Below are 21,803 nucleotides of genomic sequence, written 5' to 3'. Positions count from 1 at the left end.
GTTAATAGCCTTAACAAGATACTAATTTTAATTTTACACAGTAACAATGACTTGTGTCCCCTGATTTTCTTTAGAAATAATTTGAATTTCACCTCCAATGTTTGCAATTCGTTTTTCCATATTGGTGAGGCCGTTTCCTCTTCTAACTGTAGATACATCGAAACCTTTACCATTATCTGAAATTTTGAAAACTAGGTTTGAAACGACCTTAGATATTTCAACTTTAATCTGTGAAGCATTAGCATATTTTAAACTATTGTGTATAGCTTCTTGGATAACGCGATGGATATTCATACCCTCAACTGAAGTGAAGGTCTTACTTGTATCTACACTGCTGTCTACATTAAATGAAAACTGAATATTAGCATCATACAAATGTGCCTTGTCTATATAATTTGAAATTCTGGTTTGCAGGTCTTCAAAAGTAATTTCACTTTTGTTCATTGCCCAAATGGTATCTCTTAACTCATAAATGGTACCTGATGTAAAATCACTTATCGTCTCAAGTTTATGTGTGAGCTTTTTATCTTTAATGTCAAAGCCATATTTTAAATTGTCTATAGATGAAATAATAAAAGTGAGTTGTGCACCTATATTATCGTGCAAATCTCTACTAATTCTCAAACGTTGCTCTTGTAACTTATTCTGAGTTTCAATTTTTATTAATGCATCTTTAAGCTCATTTTCTTTCTGCAATTGCTGATTTTTTAGCTTTTGCTGGTTATAAAATAAAAAGCCTATTAAACCCAAAATTAAGGTTAAAAACGCCAATCCATAAAGCTGATAGTTTCGTTTCTGAATTACTAAATCTTGCTCTGCCAACTCTGCGCGTTGTATTAATATTTGTTTCTGTTTTTCGGCGGATTGATATTTTTCAAAAACCTCTTGTGTGGCAACTTTATTTTTGGCTTCAAAGATAGAATCTTGTAATTTGAGTGCCTTGATATAATATTTATTTGAGGTTTGATATTGTCCCAACTTATGATAATTGTCTGCAATTTGAGTAGTAACATCAAATTTTGTATCGTTCTCAGATTCTCCCAAAGCTTCATAAATCAGCTTATTAAGTTTTAAAGAGGCGTTGTAATTGCCTTGATCAAAATATACCTTAGCCAAAACTTTGGCATTTGTAAGTCTTAATCGTTTTTCATTAATGGCTGTATAAATACTATCTGCCTTTTTGAGGTAGAATGCTGCAGAGTCCAACTGATTTTCCTTAAAATAATCGCCACCAACATGGTTATAAGTAATGCCCAATCCTCTATAATCTCCAGACGCCTTCTTAGTCTTCATGGCTAATTTATTGTAATACAGTGAAGAATCTATTCGATCTAAGAAAAAAAATGCCCTTGAAATATTGGTATAATTAGACCCAATACCATAAGCATTATTTAGTTCTTTGTAGTTTTTTAAACTTTGCTTAAAGTACGAAATGGCTTCATCTTCCCTATCTAGGTCAGTTAATATTAATCCAATATTATTAAGATTACTAGCCTGACCGTTAATATTATTTTGACTTTCAAAAATCTTAAGCGATTTTATGTAGAAATTCATCGCTTTTTGAAGTTCTTCTTTATTCCAATAGATAAGTCCAATATTGTTTAATATTGAAGCTTCTCCGTTATAGTCTTTATTTTTTTCTGCAATTTTTACGCTTTTATTGTAAAGTACTAATGCACTATCGGGTTTGCCTGTTACATCGTAAAAAATACCTTTGAGATTATAGGACCTAGATTCTAACAGTTCGCTATTCATTTCTTTTCCCAGCTCAACTGCACCATCAGCAATATATCTAGCTACTTCAGGTTTTGAATAACAATACTTAAAAAAATCCTTTGCAATTTCTGTTACAAGTACAGAATCTATACCTTTTACTTTAGAAGCTTCAATGATACTATCTGCAATATGTCTTGGCGACTGTGAGTGTAGTGATATAGTAAATAAAAAAAGCATCAAGTAAACTCTGCTAAGACTAACAGAAATTTTTACTGATGCTTTTTTAAGAAAATTGATTAATAGCATTTTCAATTTAGTGTTTTTTTATCAGTAAGCTAAGTTTTATTCGATTAAGGTACAATTTAAGAAGATTAAGCGTAACTATAATTGGTTACGCTTAATCAAAAAACAAATCTCAACAACAAGATTTATTTCTTAAGATCATATGCATATATAGTCTTGTCGTTTGGTTTATAATATAAATAACCACCAAACTCGTCAACTTTATACGCTGGTTTTTTATCTTTTAATACTATTTCTTTTTCAACAGCACCAGTATCTTTATTAAGTTTCACCAAACCTACTCCATCATCTAGCTTTGTTAATATAAATTGAGCATCTTTAGTTGCCGAAGTTGCCTTGAAACGTTTAGCCATCTCATTAAATGATGCTGTACCAATTGCTGAGAACATATCTGCTGTACGTTTCATCTGAGCACCATACTGATTATACTGTCCAAGGTAATTTCTATTTGCACCTGCACGCATAGAAGCATCCATTGCTAAACCAGTTGAAGCTACTGCCATAGCACCTGCTAAAATAGCGCCAAATGCACTTTTTCCTGGTGCTCTATGATACTCATGCCATTTAGTTTTACCATCCCAATCTAAAGCCATCATGTTTTGATCAGACGTTAACAAAATACCACCATCTCTAACTTCTATTTGTGTCGGATCTTCTTTACCATCAAACTCAGCTTCAGCTAACATTTCTGAAGTACCAGAATCTGCATCGATACTAAATAGTTTTTCATCTGCTGCAATAAGATATCTATTATTCTTTTCATCAAAATCTGAACTAACAGTACTTGCTCTTTTAAATTTAAGAGGTTTAGACCAAACTTGGTCACCAGTTTCAAGGTTTACAATATTAGCATCCTCCGAAGTAATGTAAATTAAACCTTGAGGTGTTTGTGCCATAGTTAAGATGTTTTCTCCCGTCTTCAATGGCTTTTTAAATAAAGTCTGACCATCATAGGAAATCTTGTTAATTCCTCCTTCTCTAATTCCGAAGAGAATACCATCTTCCATAATGTAGAAGTGCTGAACGTATCCTTTTGTTTTTGGTGCTTTTTCCCATAAATCGTCACCTGTCGATGCACTTAGAAGTGTAATTTTAGATTCTGGTTTAGCTGCAGCCAGTTTACCCAAACCTTTTTTACCAGAGTCTGCCACATCACTAACAACTGCTAATCCTTGAGGAAGGATTTCAAAATTTGAAACATTTCCTTTTACCTTTTTTTCGTCTGGCCATATAGGTTGCCCGTTTGCACCAATTTTGTAGATTTTTGTGTTTTTTTGATTGGATGTAGAAGCAAAAGCATAAATGTCTTTTTCATCTTCACTTGCAACCATCCAGCCAATGTATTTAATTTCATTTTCCCAAAGTACATTTCCTGTGTTCATATCTACTTTCATTAGTCCCTTAGTAGTTGGAATAATAACACCATCTGATAATACTAAAGGTACTCCCATAGCTTGTCTAGAGCCTTTAAATGTGTAAAAGCTTATTTGTTCTCCAGTTCCTAAATCGTAAATAGCCACTGCCTGAGCATACTTCTCTTTAGCTCTTCTTTGCCCACTTACTATCAATTTATTTGAAGGCATTAATACTTCAGACATACCTATAGCTTTCCAACCATTTTTTTCGGTACTAAATAGTACTTCACCAGACATATAGTCTATAACAGCACTTTTGGTTTGCAAACCTCCAAAACCAGTTTGCCCAACTACCACATAAGGAGATAATGGTACAAATTTTAGCTCTTCTGGTTTAACTTTACCATAATCTGTAAAATTGAATAACATACCTTCCTGACCTGGCTTAAGGCCAACCAAACCATCATTAGTTGCAACAACTACAGTTCCTCCTTGGGTAATGGTCATATCATTTATTTTTGCTCCAAGATCATAGCTCTGGTCTGGAGTTTCTTGAGCAAATAATGATATTGCATTCATTAAGAATGCAATCATCATTACTTTATTGATTGAAGTTAATAGCGATTTCATAGTCAATCAATTATTGTACTTGCTTGTTTAAGTTAAATGAACCATCTGTGATTGTTTTTAAAGACTGATCTCCATTCACATTTTTACAAGTAAATTCAAATGTTCCTATTAATTTATCATCCGTTTCTTCAGAAACACTTAATGACCCTACCATAGAGTTATCGTAAGGTGCTTGCCAAATTTCTGTAGTTGAATTTTGCGGATTATTAAGGTCTACGTCTGTTTCTGTGTAAGAAGCAACATTTACATTATTAATATTAGAGCCATCTAAATCGTAAGTACCTACTCCATCATAACCCCAAACTGTAAAAGAAAACGCATTTCCATCACTATTAGAAGCTATAATAATTAGGTTTTGGCCGTTGTTTGCAATTGTTGCAGAAGAGGAAATTTCCCAAGATTCGTAACTTGTACCATCTACTTTTGCGACTAAAGTTCCTGATGGAGCATTACCACCACTTCCACCATCGTCATCACTGCTACACGATGTAAATGTCGCTACAGATAGGGTAAATACTAATAACATAAAGTTTTTTAAAGTTCTCATTGTTGATTTAATTTATTGGTTAATACTGAGGCAAATCTCAACAATAAGATGATGGCAAAACATACGATGAATTGCGTATATTTATACAATATGCTGATTTTTAGGAATTTAACATATCTAAATAAGACTTATTAACCCAATATTGGATGATTTTCATGTAACAAAACTCAAAAATCTACTACCAATAATTAACCAAATGGTTAGTTATGTTTTATCAATTTTCATATTGGTTATTAAAAATGAAACTTTCAGAACCTTCTGAGAATGTTATCAACTATTGGATTGACACAAACTCTGTAATCAAACTTGAATATGCATTAACCCACGGCAACTATAAAACAAGGCAGCTAGCTGCTGAAGCTTTAGAGTTTGTTGGTCAACCTTCTTCCATTCCTGTATTATTAATTGCTATTGATGATAAAATTAAAAACGTTTCTATTGCTGCCCTAAACATATTAGAACATTTACAAGACAGCGACGAACTGATTAAATCAATTGTAAGAAAACGTTTTGATTGGCTTAAAAGACTTCGAGAAAAAGAGGAAAAACAAAACAACGCAAAAACAAAAAAGCATAACATTTATCGTTGGGAACGTGCAAGCAAAAAGTCTTTTGAAATGGTAAAGGAAAGATTGAAACGACCTATTCGGTAATATTTAATCGAATTTAACGTGAGGAAGTTCTTTCTGAATCTGCCCTATCTCTAATTGAAGATTGGCAAGAAATTTTTGATGTGCTTCAGAATTTGGATTAAACGGACGATGCGCTTTCTTAGTTTGAATACTAGCTATCTTTTCTGAGATTTCTACGGCATCTTCCGCTAACCAAACGGTTTTAAACGTTTCCCAAATATAGTCTATGGCCAAATCATTTGGGTGAATCATATCTTGATTGTAGAATCTGTAGTCTCTCAATTCGTCCATCATAATCTCATACGATGGGAAGTAAAACAGCTGCTTTCTTGGTTCTACAACCTGATGAATTGCTGACAATAAATGAGCCTTGCTTCTATTGTTTTCTACAAAACCATCTTTGAGATGTCTTACTGGAGATACCGTGAAAATGAAATTTACTTTAGGATTTACACTTCGTACTAAAGCAATTATAGATTCTAATGAAACAATAATATCTTCAACAGACAACAACTCTTTTAGAAACTGTTTTTGAGGTATTTTATGGCAATTAGCAACAATTTTATCAGTTGCAATATGTCTATAAACCCAAGCTGTACCGTGTGTAATTATTATGTGCGATGCAGATTTAACCTGATGTAATGTTTCGTTTAATTGCGCGTTTAAACTCTCAAGTAATTGGGATTTAGAAAGCGCATTTAATTTAGAATGTGCATCGAAACAGCTATAAATTTCATTCTGAAGTACAAGCTCTTCTTCACTGTAGAAATCTTCGTTTATACTTCTAGTAATTAAATTTTCTATAGCTGAAGGGTGAAATAAAATACCGAATGGATTTACCTCTGATTGAAACTTATGATACGCAAGCTTACTACCAATATTCTCAGAAAAACATGAGCCTAACAACATCAATTTAGACGTATAATCTATTTGATGATGTGGTTGTTTTTGTAGTTTTATGTTGGTTTGAAGCTTCATTATTTCTCGCTAAAGCGCAAAGACGCAAAGGGTATTAGTAATAAAGTTAGTTATTCCCTTCTTCTTTTTTCTTTTGTTCTGCTTCTTCTTTTGCTTTCTTTTTTTCTTCTAACGCTATTTTATTCTTTTTAATCTTAAGTTTTAATTCTTCAATTTTTGTGTTTGAAGCATTAAGCTTATAATTACTTTTTTGCAGCTTATTTTCAATCTTTGAAATAGCTTTACTTAGTTTATTCTTAACTTTTTTATGCTTCTTTCCTGAAAGGTTTTTAGAAGTATCAAAATCCTCTAATTCTTTTTTCAATTCAGACAGCTTATTTTCCAAGTTAGTAATCTTATTTCTTAAACTTTTATTTTTATTTTCAGCATTTTCTAATTTTTGCTCATCTGTTTGAATACTTCTCATCATACGCATCATCATCTGTTGCTGTTGTTGCATCATATTATGCTGTTGCATCATCTGATTATTTATTTGACTTCTTGAAGGTGGGCTAGGAAATTGTTGACCCAATAAAATAGTAGGACACAAAAACCCTAAGAATAATATAATTTTTAATTGCATACTTTATTAAATATAATCTTTTGCAGAATCTAGAGCTTTTTGAATACCTGCTGGATTTTTACCACCTGCAGTTGCAAAGAAAGGCTGACCTCCGCCTCCTCCTTGAATGTGCTTACCTAATTCTCTAACAATCTGACCAGCGTTTAAGTCTTTTTCAGCAACCAGATTTTTAGAAATATAGCAAGACAATAACGCCTTACCATTATTATCTGCTCCGAATAAAGCAAAAAGGTTATCAACCTCACCACCTAACTCAAAACACAAATCTTTAATTCCAGAAGCATCTAAATCTACTTTTTTGGCAATGAAATTTATACCATTAAGCTCTGTGATTTCATTTTTAAGATCGCCTTTTAAGTTCTTAGCTTTATCCTTTAATAGTTGTTCTATCTGCTTTTTTAAACTCGCATTTTCGTCCAGTAAATTTTGAAGTGCTTTTACAGGTTCTTGAGCATTGTTTAATAGATCTTTCATTTCAAAATACGCTCTGTTATTTTCAAAATAAAAGTCTTTTACAGCATCATAAGTTATTGCTTCTATACGACGAATTCCGGCTGCAACTGCACCTTCAGATACAATTTTAAAATGCCAAATATCTCCCGTATTCTTTACATGTGTACCACCACAAAGCTCTATGGATTGTCCAAATCTCACAGTACGAACTGTGTCACCATATTTTTCACCAAATAAAGCCATGGCACCATCAGAAATCGCTTGATCCATTGGTACATTTCTTTGCTCCTCTAATGGTAGTTTTCCGTCGATACGTGCATTTACGAAGTTTTCTACGTCTCTTAATTCTTCAACTGTTAGTTTAGAAAAATGAGAAAAATCAAATCGTAAATATTTAGAATGTACTGCAGACCCTTTTTGCTCTACATGTGTTCCTAACACTTCACGTAATGCTTGGTGCAACAAGTGTGTTGCTGTGTGGTTACACTCGGTTCTAAAACGTTGTTTTTGGTCTACAACAGCTTTAAACGTATCGTTAAGATCGTCTGGTAAATTTTTAGCAAAGTGAATAATGACGTTATTCTCTTTCTTAGTATCTACAATATAAACTGTATCACCATGGTTATCTTTCAAATACCCTTTATCACCAACTTGTCCACCACCTTCTGCATAGAATGGAGTGAGATTAAACACCAACTGATACATGTCTCCTCCTTTTTTTGAAGTGACTTTTCTGTAGCGTGTAATTTTTACATTTGCTTCAAGAGCGTCATAACCGATAAATTCTTGCTCTGCATCATCAACTAAAATCGTCCAATCTTCAGTAGAAGTTTCACTTGCTTTACGCGAACGATTTTTTTGAATCTGAAGTTGTTCTTCAAATCCTTTTTCATCTAATTTTAAATTTTTCTCAGATAAAATTAAAGCTGTTAAATCTATAGGAAAACCGTAAGTATCGTAAAGCTCAAAAGCCTTTTCACCCGAAACAGTATCTCCTTTTGTTTCCTCAACAATACCATTTAACAAAATAAGACCTTGCTCTAATGTTCTTAAGAAAGACGCTTCTTCTTCCTTAATTACGTTTTCAATCAATTGTTTTTGAGCTTTAATTTCAGGGAAAGCAGTTCCCATTTTTTTGCTCAACACATCTACTAAACGGTAAATAAATGGTTCTTTTTTATCTAAAAATGTAAAACCATATCGCACAGCTCTACGTAAAATTCGACGTATAACATAACCTGCACCTGTGTTACTTGGTAACTGACCATCTGCTATAGAAAATGCTACAGCTCTTACGTGGTCTGAAATAACTCTAATGGCTACATCTATTTTTTCATCTTTACCATAATCCTTATTTGTAATGGTTTCAATCTCACGAATTATTGGTGTAAACACATCTGTATCGTAATTAGATTGCACACCTTGAAGCACCATACACAAACGCTCAAAGCCCATACCTGTATCAATATGCTTGTTTGGCAATACTTCTAGAGATCCATTTGCTTTACGGTTGTATTGCATAAATACCAAATTCCAGATTTCTACAACCTGAGGATGATCCATGTTTACCAAAGACTTACCATCTACTTTTGCTTTTTCTTCAGCCGAACGAATATCTACGTGAATCTCACTACATGGTCCACAAGGGCCTTGGTCTCCCATTTCCCAAAAATTGTCCTTCTTATTTCCCATAAGAATGCGATCTTCAGAAATATATTGTTTCCAAATATCGTAAGCCTCTTGATCCATTTTTAAGTTATCGCTATCATCGCTACCTTCAAAAACGGTAACGTATAAAATATCTTTATCTATACCATAAACTTCGGTCAGTAACTCCCAAGCCCAAGCAATGGCTTCTTTCTTAAAGTAGTCGCCAAAACTCCAGTTACCAAGCATTTCAAAAAGCGTGTGATGATACGTATCGTAACCCACTTCTTCTAAGTCATTATGCTTACCAGAAACTCTCAAACACTTTTGAGTATCTGCAATTCTGTTATTTTTTGGTTCACTATTACCAAGAAAAAATTCTTTAAAAGGTGCCATACCAGAATTTACAAACATTAAGGTAGGATCATTTTTTAAGACCATTGGTGCAGATGGCACTACAAGGTGTTTTTTACCTTCAAAAAAACTTAAAAACTTAGAACGAATTTCTTGAGACGTCATATACTGAAATTATAGCTTGTTTCGTTAATATTACCACAATTGCAAAACAATCTTTATATTTGAAAGTTCGCAAAGTTTGCAGAACATTTAATGTGCATTATTGCTGCAAAAATAGTATAAATTAGAACATGGCTAAGGTAAAATATTATTATGATGCTGAGACGCTTTCTTATCGTAAGATAAAGCGGAAAAAACGCACAACATTTAAGTACGCTTTGGTCTTTTTAGTAGCTTCTGCACTTTTTGCTTTTTTATTTGTCTTTATTGCAGGCCAATATATTGAATCTCCTAAGGAGCGCCAGTTGGCCCGAGAGCTTCAAAACATGCAAATTCAATATGAATTATTGAACAAACGTATGGATGATGCTATTGCAGCACTAGAAAATGTTGAAGAACGCGATAATGCCATCTACAGATTATATTTTGAAGCCAATCCTATTCCTGAAGAACAACGACGCGCTGGATTTGGTGGTGTAAACCGTTATAAAAAATTTGAAGGCTATGACAACTCTCAACTGATAGCAGAGAGTAACAAACGCCTAGATATATTAGAAAAAGCTATTGTTGTACAATCTAAATCATTAGATGAAATTGCAAAATTAGCTGAAGACAAAGAAAAATTTTTAGAAGCTATACCAGCTATACAACCTGTAAGAAATGAAAACCTTACTCGTATGGCTTCAGGTTATGGTTATAGAACCGACCCTTTTACAAAAGCCAGAAAGTTTCATTTTGGAATGGATTTTACAGCACCAAGGGGAACACCTATCTATGCAACAGGAAATGGTATCGTAAAACGAGCAGATAATTCTGCATCTGGCTATGGCAAACACATTCGTATAGACCATGGTTATGGTTACATATCCTTGTATGCACATTTGTACAAATATAATGTACGTGTTAACCAACGCGTAAAACGTGGAGACCTTATCGGTTATGTTGGAAGTACAGGTCGTTCTGAAGCACCACATTTGCATTACGAAGTATTTAAAGATGGTGAGCGTATTAATCCTATTAACTTCTACTATGGCAACTTGTCTGCTTCTGAGTTTAATGAATTGTTGAGAAAAGCCTCTCTAGAAAACCAATCCCTCGATTAATATGCATATAGATTTACCAGAAAAACGCTATTACGGTATTGGTGAAGTGGCTAAAGCTTTTAAAGTGAATGCCTCTTTAATTCGGTTTTGGGAAAAGGAATTTGACATTATTAAGCCAAAAAAAAATGCTAAAGGCAATAGAAAGTTTACTCCTGAGGATATAAAAAATCTTAAATTTATTTACCATCTTGTTAAAGAAAGAGGCTTTACGCTTGAAGGAGCTAAAATTCATCTAAAAGAAGAAAAGAAGCAATCGCTAGAAAAATTTGAAATTATTGAAAAGCTAGAAAGCATAAAAGCACAGCTTATCAAAATAAAAACACAACTTTAAAACTTATCAATTATGAAAAAATGGTTAATCCCTCTAGTACTAATCGCAGTTATTTTATTTTGGGGAATTGGTGTAAATAATAATGCTGTAGAATTAGACGAAAACGTTGGTAAAGCTTGGGCAGATGTCGAAAGTAGCTATCAAAGGCGTAATGACTTAATAGGTAATTTAGTAAAAACTGTACAAGGAGCTGCAGATTTTGAAAAAAGTACCTTAACTGATGTTATTGAAGCCAGAGCAAAAGCTACCTCAATAAATATTGACCCAAATAATATCACACCAGAACAATTAGCAGAATTTAATAAGGTTCAAGGTGGACTTTCAGGTGCTTTAAAAAGTTTATTAGTTACTGTTGAACGTTATCCTGATTTAAAAGCTAATCAAAACTTCGTAGAACTACAGAGTCAATTAGAAGGTACTGAAAACAGAATTGATGTTGCAAGAACTCGCTTTAACAAAGCTGTTAAACCTTATAATAGTTACATCAGAACTTTTCCTAAAAGCTTAATTGCTAAAATCGCAGGATTCGATAAAAAGGCCTATTTCGAATCTGAGGATGGAGCAGAAAAACCTGTAGATGTAGAATTCAACTTTTAATCACTACAGACTATGCCACACATTGAGGATTTCCTAACACAACATGAAGAACAGGAGATCATTGAAGCTATTCGTATTGCAGAACGTGAAACTTCTGGTGAAATTCGTGTACACATAGAACAAAAGTGCAACATGGATATCTACGAACATGCCTTGGAAATTTTTCATTATCTAAAGATGGACAACACAAAGGAACAGAATGGTGTGCTCATATATGTGGCAGTAGACAATGAAGCTTTTGTTATTTATGGTGATAAAGGTATTAATGATATTGTTGGTAAGGATTTTTGGGATTCTACTAGAGATAAGATTGTTTTTCAATTTAAAAATGGCAATTTTAAACAAGGACTTATAGACGGAATTATTGAAGCTGGTAAAGCACTTGCTTTACATTTTCCTTGGAAACATGGAGATCATAACGAATTAGATAATTCAATTTCTAAAGGATAATGCCAAAGCTAAAACACATATTGAAGAAATTTATCGTATTACTTCTATTAGTAAGCTCTTCTATTGCCTTGGCACAGTATGAAATACCTCCTATTCCTAAACTTCAAACAAGCGTTTATGACGAGATTGGTTTACTAAGTCCATCACAAAAAAATAGTTTAGAAGAGAAACTCATACGTTATTCGGATACCACCTCAACACAAATTGTAATTGCTACGATCAGTTCTACAAAAGGAGAATATATTAATTACCTAGGTGCTGAATGGTTGACAAAATGGGGAATTGGACAGAAAGGCAAAGATAATGGGATACTAATTTTATTAGCTAAAGACGATCGAAAAATTGGTATTAATACAGGTTATGGTGTTGAGCATTTATTAACAGATGCTTTGAGTAAACGAATAATCGATAGAGACATCATCCCTTACTTTAAACGCAATGATTATTATGGTGGTCTCAATAGAGCAGCAGATGCTATTTTTGAGGTAATGAACGGTGAATATCAGAGCACTAGAAAAAATAATTCTTCAGATTTTCCAATTGCCTTCTTTTTTGTATTACTTATCTTTTTTATAATTTTCATTATAGCTATTTCTAAAACACGTGGTGGTGGACGAGGTGGCAACAGAGGAAATAGAAACGATGATGATGCTAGAAGTATTCTTGAAGCTATTATACTAAGTAATATGGGACGTGGAAGTTATTCCAGAGGGTCATCTGGTGGAGGTATTTTCGGCGGTTCTTCATCTGGAGGAAGCTTTGGTGGTGGTGGATTTAGTGGAGGCTTCGGAGGTGGAATGGGAGGCGGAGGTGGTGCCTCCGGTGGTTGGTAACTTAAAAAATCTTGATGAAATTACTAAATCTACTTTGTTTTCTTACGTTATTCTTCCAGACTACTCACTCTCAAGAATTCCTAAATAGTGCTCTAACCATACCTAGTGAATTGAAGGAAAATGCTAATGCAATCATTAGACAAAACACTACCAGTATAACAATATTGGCCGTTGATAAGATGATTGTAAATAAGCAACAAACAATCACTGTTTTAAATCAAAATGGTGATGATGTCTTGGATACATATTTGTATTATGGTGATGACACAAAAATTAATGATATTTCATTGAAAATATTTGATGTTTATGGTAATGAAATTGAAAAAATATCAAAATCAAAGTTTATAGACATTAATGCTGCTGACGGTTTTTCTTTATACAATGACGATAGAATAACATATGTAGATTACACTCCCAATACCTATCCATATACCGCAATTTTTGAATATGAATACAAAACGGCTTCCACCGCTTTAATTCCAACATGGTATCCTATTAACTCCTACAATGTTGCTGTACAAAATAGTAGTTATAATATTTATAATCCTAATAATTTAAAAATAAGAAGTAAAGGGATAAATTTCGAAAACTTCAACATTGAAAAGAAAGAAACTGATGATATTAATTACACCTTAAAAAATCAAAAAGCCATTAAGTATGAAAGCGATAGTGACTTTTATTTTAATATTTTACCAAGTCTTTCGGTATCATTAGAAACCTTTACCTTAAGAGGTGTAAAAGGAAAAGCAAATGACTGGAAAAGTTTTGGTCAATGGATGAATAATATGCTCCTTGCTGGAAAAACAAAGCTCGATGAAGCAACAATAACCAGAGCTAAGAATCTTGTTATCGGAGCTAAAAGCAACATGGAAAAGGCAAAAATCCTGTACACTTATATGCAAAATAAAACACGCTACATAAGTGTGCAAATTGGCATTGGAGGTTGGCAACCTGTCAATGCATCTGAAGTTGATAGACTTGCCTATGGTGACTGCAAAGGACTAACTATTTACATGAAAGCACTTTTAGAGGCTGTTGGTATTCCTTCATATTATACGATTGTCTATGCAGGACAAAAACGCAATATAGATTCTAATTTTTCTTCCATCCAAGGAAATCATGCCATACTTAACATTCCAAATGAAGGTAATGATATCTGGCTAGAATGCACTAGTCAAACCCTACCGTTTGGCTTTTTAAGCAATTTTACTGATGATAGAGATGTGTTGGTAATTACACCTAACGGAGGTGAAATCAAAAGAACATCTTCTTATAAAAACGAAACGAATTTACAAGTTATTAATGCTCAAATAACACTTAACGAAGAAGGTGGTTTAAAAGCTGATTTAGAACGTATTTCTACAGGAATTCAATATGGAAACAAATACCATCTTTCAAGCCTAAATGAAGAGGACCTTTATGAGCATTACAAAACAAAAACCTGGAGTTATATTAATAATTTAGATATCATCACTTCAGAAATTATAAACAATAGAGATAATGTTCAACTAACCGAAAAACTAAGCTTACAAGCTAGAGACTATGCTACTAAAAATGGCGAAGACTATATTTTTTCGGTAAATTTTTTTAACAAGAATAATTATATACCCAAAAGACAAAGGAATAGGCAATTACCCTTTATTGTAAAAAATGGCTATAGAGACGAAGATAATTATACTATCCAAATTCCAGAAGGTTATGAAACTGGTTTATTACCTGAACCAATAGAAATTAAAACATCTTTTGGCAAGTATACTAGAATTTTCAAAAAAATTGATAAAAACCAAATTTCCTGTAAAATAACAACTAATATTAATGAAGGACACTACCCTAAAGAAAAATATAAAGAATACAGGTTATTTAGAAAACAAATTGCTAAACAAGGAAACCTAAGACTTATTCTAAAAAAATCGCATCAATGATAAAACCATATGTTTCGGTAATAATATTTCTATTATTACAATCAACAGTATTTGCACAAAAACATAAATCTACAACTATTGGCAAAATCGATAAAGAAGAATTAGAAATGAAATTCTACGACCAAGATACTCTTGCCGACGCCTTAGTTTTGTATGAACACGCAAATGTTTACATAGACGAAGATCATGACTACAAATTTAGAACGGATTATTATTACAGAATCAAAATCTTCAACAAAGAGGCTTATGATAAAGCAAACATTAGTGTTTCATTTTATAATAAAGAAACTGTTTTAGCAGTAAAGGCTGTAACTTATAATTTAAAAGGTGAAACCATAAATAAAACCTGGTTAAAAGAAGATGCCGTTTTTACAACTAAAGAGACCGAATATTGGAATGAAACAAAGTTTACTTTGCCTAACCTAAAAGAAGGATGTGTTATAGAATATGTATACAGTGTCCTAAGTCCTTACTCAGGCTTTGATGATTGGTACTTTCAGAGTGACATCCCTAAATTAAAGAGTGACTATACTGCTGCCATTTTGGGTAACTATAAATACAATATTCGTTTGGTTGGGAGCAAGCCATTAGATAAAAAAGACATTAGCAGTACTGAAGACTGCATACATGTTCCGGGTATGAGTAGTGGTAGCTGTATCAATTATACTTTTGGGATGGAGAACATACCAGCATTTAAGGAAGAAGATTACATGTTGAGCAAAAAGAACTATTTGTCTCGCCTTATTCTAGATCAATTATCATATACAGATGTCTATGGTGCTGTAAAAAAGTATACTAAGACTTGGGAAGATGCAGATAAAACATTAAAACGCCTTTTTTTAGATAACCAAACCTCAAAAGAAAATTTCTTTAAAAAGAACTTACCAGAAGAGATATTAAGTATTGAAAGTGAACTTGACAAGGCTAAAGCAATCTATAAATATGTTCAAAATAAAATGTTTTGGAATGGCAAATACTGGACTCAAGGAAAGCTTAAAGTAAAAAACACTTTTGAAGAAGGTACAGGAAGCGTAGATGCTATAAATCTTGTTTTACATAATAGTTTAAATGCTGCAGGAATAGAAAACTATCTGGTTGCATCTTCTACAAGAAACAATGGGTTACCAACCAAACTTTACCCAATTACAAAAGATTTTAATTACATCACTATAAAAGCAGTCATAGGCGATAATTCTTATTTTTTAGATGCTACAGACAAAAAATTAGCTTTTGGGCAGATACCGTTTAAATGTTTAAATGGCGATGGCAGAGTCTTAGATTTTGAGAATGGAGGGTATTGGGAGCCAATTAAAACAAAGTCATCATCTATTATAAGTGTACAATCTGAACTAGATTTTAATGAGTTAAATGAACTTGAAGGGGAATTGAGAATAACTCAAAGTGGTTACCATGCATTAGATGAAAGAAAAAAATTAAACAGCATGTCAGACGATGAGTACTTAGATGATTTTGAAACAAAAAATCCAAATATCTTAGTAGATGATTTTGAGACAAGTAATGAACAAGAATTAGAAAAGCCATTAGAGCAAAAATTCACTATTACCTTAGATCATAGTTATGATAATTCTAGAACTATAAGAATTAACCCATTTTTCTTTAATAAAATCTCAAAAAACCCATTTAAGTTAAACGAGCGCACATATGATGTAGATTATGGATATCCTAGAACATATCTCTACACAGTAAAAATCAATATTCCGCCAGACACATATACCGTGACCAATCTACCAGAAAAAAAAGGTATTGCTTTGCCAAACAGTGGCGGAAACTTTATGTTAAATATATCTGAGTCAGATAACTCAATAATGATTACATCAAGGCTCTATATAATGAAAAAAACATTCTCTGCTGCTGAATATGCTTATTTGAAGGAATTTTATAATCAAATAATAAAAGCTGAACAATCTTATATTCAATTAGAAAAAATATAAATATTCATTTCGATTGAAATAGTTATTAGAAGAAAAAGAAATCGTCATCACTAGTTTCACCTTTTGAGCCTAAGCTATTAAACTTATAACTAAAACCTAGCATAAAGTATTGTCGTAAGACTGTACTTTGCGAATCTTGTATATAATCTTGTGTTGCCACACGTCTTGCATTAGTGTTTTGATTAAGTAAATCATACACCTTTAAAGAAATCAAGCCTTTATCTTTAAGAATGCTATAGGTTAAGGATGAGTTCCAAAACCAGGCACTTTTTTGAAAGCCTTCAGCAACATCTGGATTATAATTAAATCTAATATCGTTTTCCCATTCAAACTTTTTGGGTAAAAATGTTGCTGTTCTTAATCCTGCGTTATGGCGCGTAAAGTTTCTATCTTCAAAAGCATCAATATCATAAGAATTGTTAGAGATATTTATCTCGTAATATGGCTTTATTTCCATCACCTTATTCCAAATAAAATCCACACCTAATCTAGGAGTAATTGTATTTACCTTACTTGCATATTGTACATCATTATTAAAGTTGATGTTTTTACTTCTGTCGTAACGTGTCCTAAAGTTGAACTTTACAGACTTTAAAGTATCTAATTTTATTTCTTTACTATATGTTGCAGACACTCCAAAATTAGAATTACCATCAACATTCTCGTAAGTTGTTGTTCTTACTAAAGTCTCAGGATCTATAACCGTTTTAGAAACCACCTGATTATTTGTAAAATTGGCATTTATATTGGCATAAAATCCTGTTCGTTTTTGCCAATCGAACCCATTATAACCTGCATAAAAACTATGTCTGTTTGAAGGCTCTAAGTTAGGATTACCAATTACAACACTTAGAGGATTAGATACATCTGTAAATGCCTGCAGCTGTCTTAAAGCTGGCGGATTGTTTCTAAGCCAATAACTACCATAAATAGATGCCTTAGGGCTAAATCTATAGTTTACTCTATAACTCGCTTGTATATTTTTGAATTGACGCTCTACATTAAATTGAGGACGCAATAAATCGTTATTTTCTAGGGTACGAATATTATAACCTATGTCTAATCTTGAATAGAATTTTTCACCTCTGTAGGTCGCACCAATTCTAGGTATACTTCTTGAATCTGTATATTCAAAATCGGTACTTAAGGCAGTATTAAAATCATCAAACCCTTGCGAAACCTCATTGTAATCAAAGGTGCTTTGTCGGTTATTCTCTTTATCTCTTGAATACTCGTATTCAAAATTTAGAAAAAACTTTTTTGCAATAATTGGTAACCTATAGGTTAATTCTGTCGAAAAACCATAACTATCATTTATACCATCTGTAAACTGATCCCTAATGATAGTTTCAGGATTTGTACCAAAAATTTCTGCTACCGAATTGAGAAAATCGTCACTTTCTTGCCTACTTACTTCTGTTCCTATTTCTGCCCTTATAAACGCACCTTTACTCCCAAATCGTTTTGTTGCTGATATATCTGCTGAAAATTCGCGAGCATAGCGTTCTACATCAGAATTAACCGAAGATTGATTTGTAAGTACAAAGTCTTCATCTAAGGTTTCGTCATTACTATTAAAAAAAGTTCTGGATTTAGAATATCCAAACGAAGGCTCTATATTAAGTTGAAATGTAGAATCTGTTTCTATTTCAAATTCGAGATTTGCCGAATGACTATCTGTATCATTATTTGACTTGGATCTTGTATTTGTAAAAAACCTTGAGTCTGCTAAAATTGTCTCACGCTCTGTTAAGGTTTCATTCTCAGAATTACTAGCAGAATTAAAATAATCTGCAGAAACATCTACTGTTTCACCAATAACATCTGCATAATTTAACCCTGTACTTCTAGAGGTTGTAATACCTTGCCCTCCACCAAAAGACCGACCATCAAAACTAAATGAACCATTGCTATTTATATAAATGCTGCTTGCGCCTCCAAACATTTTATTTAATTCCCCAAAACTAAATCCTGGTGAGTTTATATTGTTTCCTCCAGAAAGTACACTCAGTCGTCTATCATTATCAAAAAAATTGACCATACCTGCGTACTCGTAACGCTCATCCGTTCCTGCACCAGCAGCAACACGACCAAAAACACCTTTATTGTTTTCTTCTTTTATGGTAAGGTTAATGGTTTTATTCTCGCTATTTCCGGCTTCACCAGAGAATGCTTCAGATTTGGTCTTAGTATCTACAATTTGAATTTTTTCGACAATATCTTTAGTTAAATTTTTTGTAGTAATAGTTGGATCATCACCAAAAAACGGTTTTCCATTAACCAAAATCTTATTCACTTCTTTACCATTGACTGTTATCTTACCTTCTTCATCTACTTCTACTCCTGGTAATTTTTTTAAAAGGTCTTCTACTGTAGCATCTTTCTTTGTTTTAAAAGACTTTACATTAAATTCTAGAGTATCCTTTTTTATGGTTATCGGAGCAGTAGACTTTATCAGTACTTCTTTGAGTTGATTATCTAACTGCATAGAAATGGTTTTTAAGTCTATTTTCTCCTTATCAATATCTATTTTCTTTATATAAGTACCATAACCTACATAAGAGGCAAAGAAGTTAAGTTGATCATCAAAAGTTCTTCCTTCTACTTTAAAAAAACCATTTTTATCTGAAATGGTATAAGTAACAACGCTACTGTCCTTAATTCGTTCTAAGTAAATAGTTGCAGATTCTATTGGTAGATTAGAGTCTTCGGCGATGAGTGTACCTGTGATTTCAAAAGTTTTTTCTTGAGAGAAAATAAAACATGTAAAGATTAATGCAAAAACTAGTGTTAGTTTTTTCATAGAGAATGATTGATGGTTAATGTAATAGCTAATGCTTTAACGCAATTAAAGAATAAATCGTATGAATTTTCTTAAAAGAATAATAAAATTCGGTTAACGCTTTAATGCAAAGTGTCCCTTAAACGTTCTTCCGTCAGCTAAACTAGCCTCAAACCAATAATCATCAGATGGTAGTAGTTTGCCGTTATAACTTCCATCCCATTTTGAATTGGAAGCATTTAAAATGGTGATAAATTTGCCGTATCTATTAAAAATTTTTATGGTTGCAGTAACCGGAAACTGAGAAGAAAAACCACTAATCTGCCAAGTGTCATTAATTGTATCACCATTAGGTGTAAAAAACTTAGGAAAGCCTAATACTGATACATCTTCAGAAATTATACCACAATCTGCTTTTATGTCTTTTACATATACTGTATGTATACCTGCCACTATATCTTCAAAAGTATTAGACTCTTGATAGGGTCCATTTTCATCATCTAAAGCATATACATATTCTCCTTCACCAGATACTACAACTACAATTGTATTATTCTCAGAAACATCTGTTATTTCAATGGTTTCGATTGCAGCAGTACTAGAAGGAAGCACTCTAACTATTCTTCTATTGGTACATCCTGCAGGTCTGGTTACTAGTACTTCATAATCTCCTATTTCATTAACTTCGATATCTATGGTAGTTTCTCCTGTTGACCAATCGTAAGCATAATTATTTGGGATGTCGTCTTGTATTCCTCCCGGAATTGTAATTGTATCAGGATAAGTATTTAAACAATAATATACCTCTTCGAACTGATTGATATTTGGTACATCCTTAACTGTTAAATTCACCTCGTTTATAGCATAACAGGTATCATCTATATCTACCCTAGCATACACGGTTTGATTGTATGCTTCTTCATTAAAATAATCGCTAATGATTTCATTAACCTTTAATAGCGCATCATTATAAGTTACATAATAACCTATTGATGCATTTACCGGTGAACTTTCTAAAATCTGACTATCCGCTTCTGTTAAATCAAAAAAATTGAATCCATCTACAATAAAATCATCGCAAACTTCAATGTTAGCAGTAATACCATCTGAAGAATTAACTTGTAATGTAACTTCAGAACTATTATAACAACCTGAAAACTGATCGAGAACCATAGCATATACCACTTGGTTGTTTGAAGTGTTTGTATAATTGATATTATTAATAGGAATATTTAAATCTTCATCTAGAAAAAAAGTAATATCCCAAATAGGGACTACCTGACCTTGCTCATTTCTAACAATATCATCTGTGTAGGTACTGAGATTAAAACTTGACAAGCCATCTGTGACTTCATCATCGCATTGAATTATTGTAATATCATTTGCTATTGGTATCTGATAGACGTTCACGGTCACTGGTATTCTAACACCATCCGTACATCCTTCAAATAATGGCAAAATATAATAAGTTGTATTTGCATTTATATGTTCTTCAAAAGTAAGACCTGTATTAATTACTTCTGAAGACGAAACCGAATCATACCATAACACCTCATCTGCATTAGTAGTAATACCGATTTGAGCTAGTCCTTCGCCACATATAGTGTTTGTAGTAATTGAGGTTTTTGGCATTATTATAATTGAACTACCCGAAACATTAATATTAGGATCTCCCTCCATTCCACCAAACTCAACGATGTAACCTTGGGGATGATACGGACTGTCTGGATCTGTTGAACCCGTTACAGGTAAATCATTCCAAGAACCTAATATGCCTATGTCAGGATCTGTAATATGAGCATAATCTTCATCGCCTAAATTGTTAGGCTCGCCAGTATTCCAAAATGCAAACATACCATCTGGCGAACTTCCATTTACAGCGCCATTCCAAAAAATCTCACCAGCTTCAGGACCAGACTGCCATCTCCAAACTCCCTCTGAACTACTATCAGAACCACCTATCCAACCTGTGCCTTGAGCTTGCTCGCCTGTAATTTGCACTTCCTCTGGTGTAGTGATTGTGGCTAAATAACCTTGAAGACCAAAATAAGTTTGTGCAGAAGCTTCATTTAACGCTTCGGACCAACTTATCCCAACATCCGAAACATAAATGTAGTAATGCCCAGTTGCAGGAAGAAAATTTGCTTCACCAAGATTAATAGAAAAAAACTTGTCTTGCGTAAAATTACTTTCCGTGGTTTGAAAACGAACATCTCTAATAGCATTTTCAAACTCAATATAAGTTGCTGGTCCTGTTAACGTAAGTAAACCTGTTGCAATTGACCAAGATGAAGAAATATTAGGATGATCACCAATTAAGAATAACTGATCGGACCCTAAACTATAACCTGTAGCAATCTGAACAAAAATCTCATCTAAAGTTCCTTCTCCTCCGCTTATACTAATATCTGTAATTATAGGCATTGGTGCTTCACCACAGTATAGTTGTTCACCTTCAACATCAATCTGCGGAGGATTTTGTGCCATGCCAACA

At 33.0% G+C, this 21,803-nt stretch carries 16 protein-coding genes; 8 read left to right on the top strand and 8 right to left on the bottom strand.

Going from position 1 to position 21,803, the window contains the following annotated elements:
* Positions 1-33 precede the first annotated feature (33 nt).
* From ACXAFS_RS05585 to ACXAFS_RS05575, 3 genes are all read right to left on the bottom strand, one after another.
* Positions 34-2,022, bottom strand: coding sequence for a tetratricopeptide repeat protein (locus ACXAFS_RS05585; RefSeq protein ID WP_475305814.1), 1,989 nt, complete (start codon positions 2,020-2,022; stop codon positions 34-36).
* Positions 2,023-2,144: 122 nt separating this feature from the next.
* Positions 2,145-4,004: an outer membrane protein assembly factor BamB family protein gene (locus ACXAFS_RS05580; RefSeq protein ID WP_475305813.1), complete on the bottom strand. Its 1,860-nt coding sequence runs from the start codon at positions 4,002-4,004 to the stop codon at positions 2,145-2,147.
* A 10-nt stretch (positions 4,005-4,014) separates the two neighbouring features.
* Entirely contained in the window at positions 4,015-4,551 is a 537-nt protein-coding gene (locus tag ACXAFS_RS05575) for a DUF6252 domain-containing protein (RefSeq protein ID WP_475305812.1), read from the bottom strand.
* 239 nt (positions 4,552-4,790) lie between these two features.
* Here ACXAFS_RS05575 and ACXAFS_RS05570 point away from each other — a divergent pair, with 239 nt between their 5' ends.
* The gene (locus tag ACXAFS_RS05570) at positions 4,791-5,204 is read left to right on the top strand and encodes a HEAT repeat domain-containing protein (RefSeq protein WP_475305811.1); all 414 of its coding nucleotides are present in this window, start codon (positions 4,791-4,793) and stop codon (positions 5,202-5,204) included.
* A gap of 3 nt (positions 5,205-5,207) precedes the next feature.
* Here ACXAFS_RS05570 and ACXAFS_RS05565 read toward each other — a convergent pair whose 3' ends face one another.
* The 3 genes from ACXAFS_RS05565 to alaS are packed head-to-tail and all read right to left on the bottom strand — an operon-like array spanning position 5,208 to position 9,342.
* Entirely contained in the window at positions 5,208-6,161 is a 954-nt protein-coding gene (locus ACXAFS_RS05565) for a GSCFA domain-containing protein (RefSeq protein WP_475305810.1), read from the bottom strand.
* 46 nt (positions 6,162-6,207) lie between these two features.
* On the bottom strand, positions 6,208-6,723 hold the full coding sequence (locus tag ACXAFS_RS05560) for a hypothetical protein (RefSeq protein ID WP_475305809.1): 516 nt from the start codon (positions 6,721-6,723) through the stop codon (positions 6,208-6,210).
* Between the two features lie 6 nt (positions 6,724-6,729).
* The gene (gene alaS, locus ACXAFS_RS05555; RefSeq protein WP_475305808.1) at positions 6,730-9,342 is read right to left on the bottom strand and encodes an alanine--tRNA ligase; all 2,613 of its coding nucleotides are present in this window, start codon (positions 9,340-9,342) and stop codon (positions 6,730-6,732) included.
* Positions 9,343-9,470: 128 nt separating this feature from the next.
* Here alaS and ACXAFS_RS05550 point away from each other — a divergent pair, with 128 nt between their 5' ends.
* The 7 genes from ACXAFS_RS05550 to ACXAFS_RS05520 are packed head-to-tail and all read left to right on the top strand — an operon-like array spanning position 9,471 to position 16,527.
* Positions 9,471-10,442 carry a M23 family metallopeptidase gene (locus ACXAFS_RS05550; protein ID WP_475305807.1) on the top strand — a complete coding sequence of 324 codons (972 nt, stop codon included), beginning with the start codon at positions 9,471-9,473 and terminating at the stop codon, positions 10,440-10,442.
* A gap of 1 nt (position 10,443) precedes the next feature.
* Complete coding sequence (locus ACXAFS_RS05545; protein ID WP_076617367.1) at positions 10,444-10,773, top strand: MerR family transcriptional regulator; 330 nt, start codon at positions 10,444-10,446, stop codon at positions 10,771-10,773.
* A gap of 12 nt (positions 10,774-10,785) precedes the next feature.
* Positions 10,786-11,370 carry a LemA family protein gene (locus ACXAFS_RS05540; RefSeq protein WP_475305806.1) on the top strand — a complete coding sequence of 195 codons (585 nt, stop codon included), beginning with the start codon at positions 10,786-10,788 and terminating at the stop codon, positions 11,368-11,370.
* 12 nt (positions 11,371-11,382) lie between these two features.
* Complete coding sequence (locus ACXAFS_RS05535; protein WP_475305805.1) at positions 11,383-11,820, top strand: TPM domain-containing protein; 438 nt, start codon at positions 11,383-11,385, stop codon at positions 11,818-11,820.
* The gene (locus ACXAFS_RS05530; protein ID WP_475305804.1) at positions 11,820-12,653 is read left to right on the top strand and encodes a TPM domain-containing protein; all 834 of its coding nucleotides are present in this window, start codon (positions 11,820-11,822) and stop codon (positions 12,651-12,653) included. The genes ACXAFS_RS05535 and ACXAFS_RS05530 overlap by 1 nt, the downstream gene beginning before the upstream one ends.
* A gap of 14 nt (positions 12,654-12,667) precedes the next feature.
* Entirely contained in the window at positions 12,668-14,575 is a 1,908-nt protein-coding gene (locus ACXAFS_RS05525) for a DUF3857 domain-containing protein (protein WP_475305803.1), read from the top strand.
* A complete protein-coding gene (locus ACXAFS_RS05520; protein ID WP_475305802.1) occupies positions 14,572-16,527 on the top strand; it encodes a hypothetical protein in 1,956 nt (651 codons plus the stop codon). The genes ACXAFS_RS05525 and ACXAFS_RS05520 overlap by 4 nt, the downstream gene beginning before the upstream one ends.
* Positions 16,528-16,552: 25 nt before the next feature.
* On the opposite strand, the gene ACXAFS_RS05515 is transcribed toward ACXAFS_RS05520, so the two are convergent.
* Positions 16,553-19,330, bottom strand: coding sequence for an outer membrane beta-barrel protein (locus ACXAFS_RS05515; RefSeq protein WP_475305801.1), 2,778 nt, complete (start codon positions 19,328-19,330; stop codon positions 16,553-16,555).
* 93 nt (positions 19,331-19,423) lie between these two features.
* Positions 19,424-21,796 (bottom strand): T9SS type B sorting domain-containing protein, encoded by a 2,373-nt coding sequence (locus tag ACXAFS_RS05510; protein WP_475305800.1) that lies wholly within the window; start codon positions 21,794-21,796, stop codon positions 19,424-19,426.
* Between the last annotated feature and the right edge of the window lie 7 nt (positions 21,797-21,803).

Source organism: Winogradskyella sp. ABM4_392 (assembly GCF_056160445.1).
Note: the sequence above shows the minus strand (reverse complement) of the source record. Positions and strands in the feature narration are given on the sequence as shown.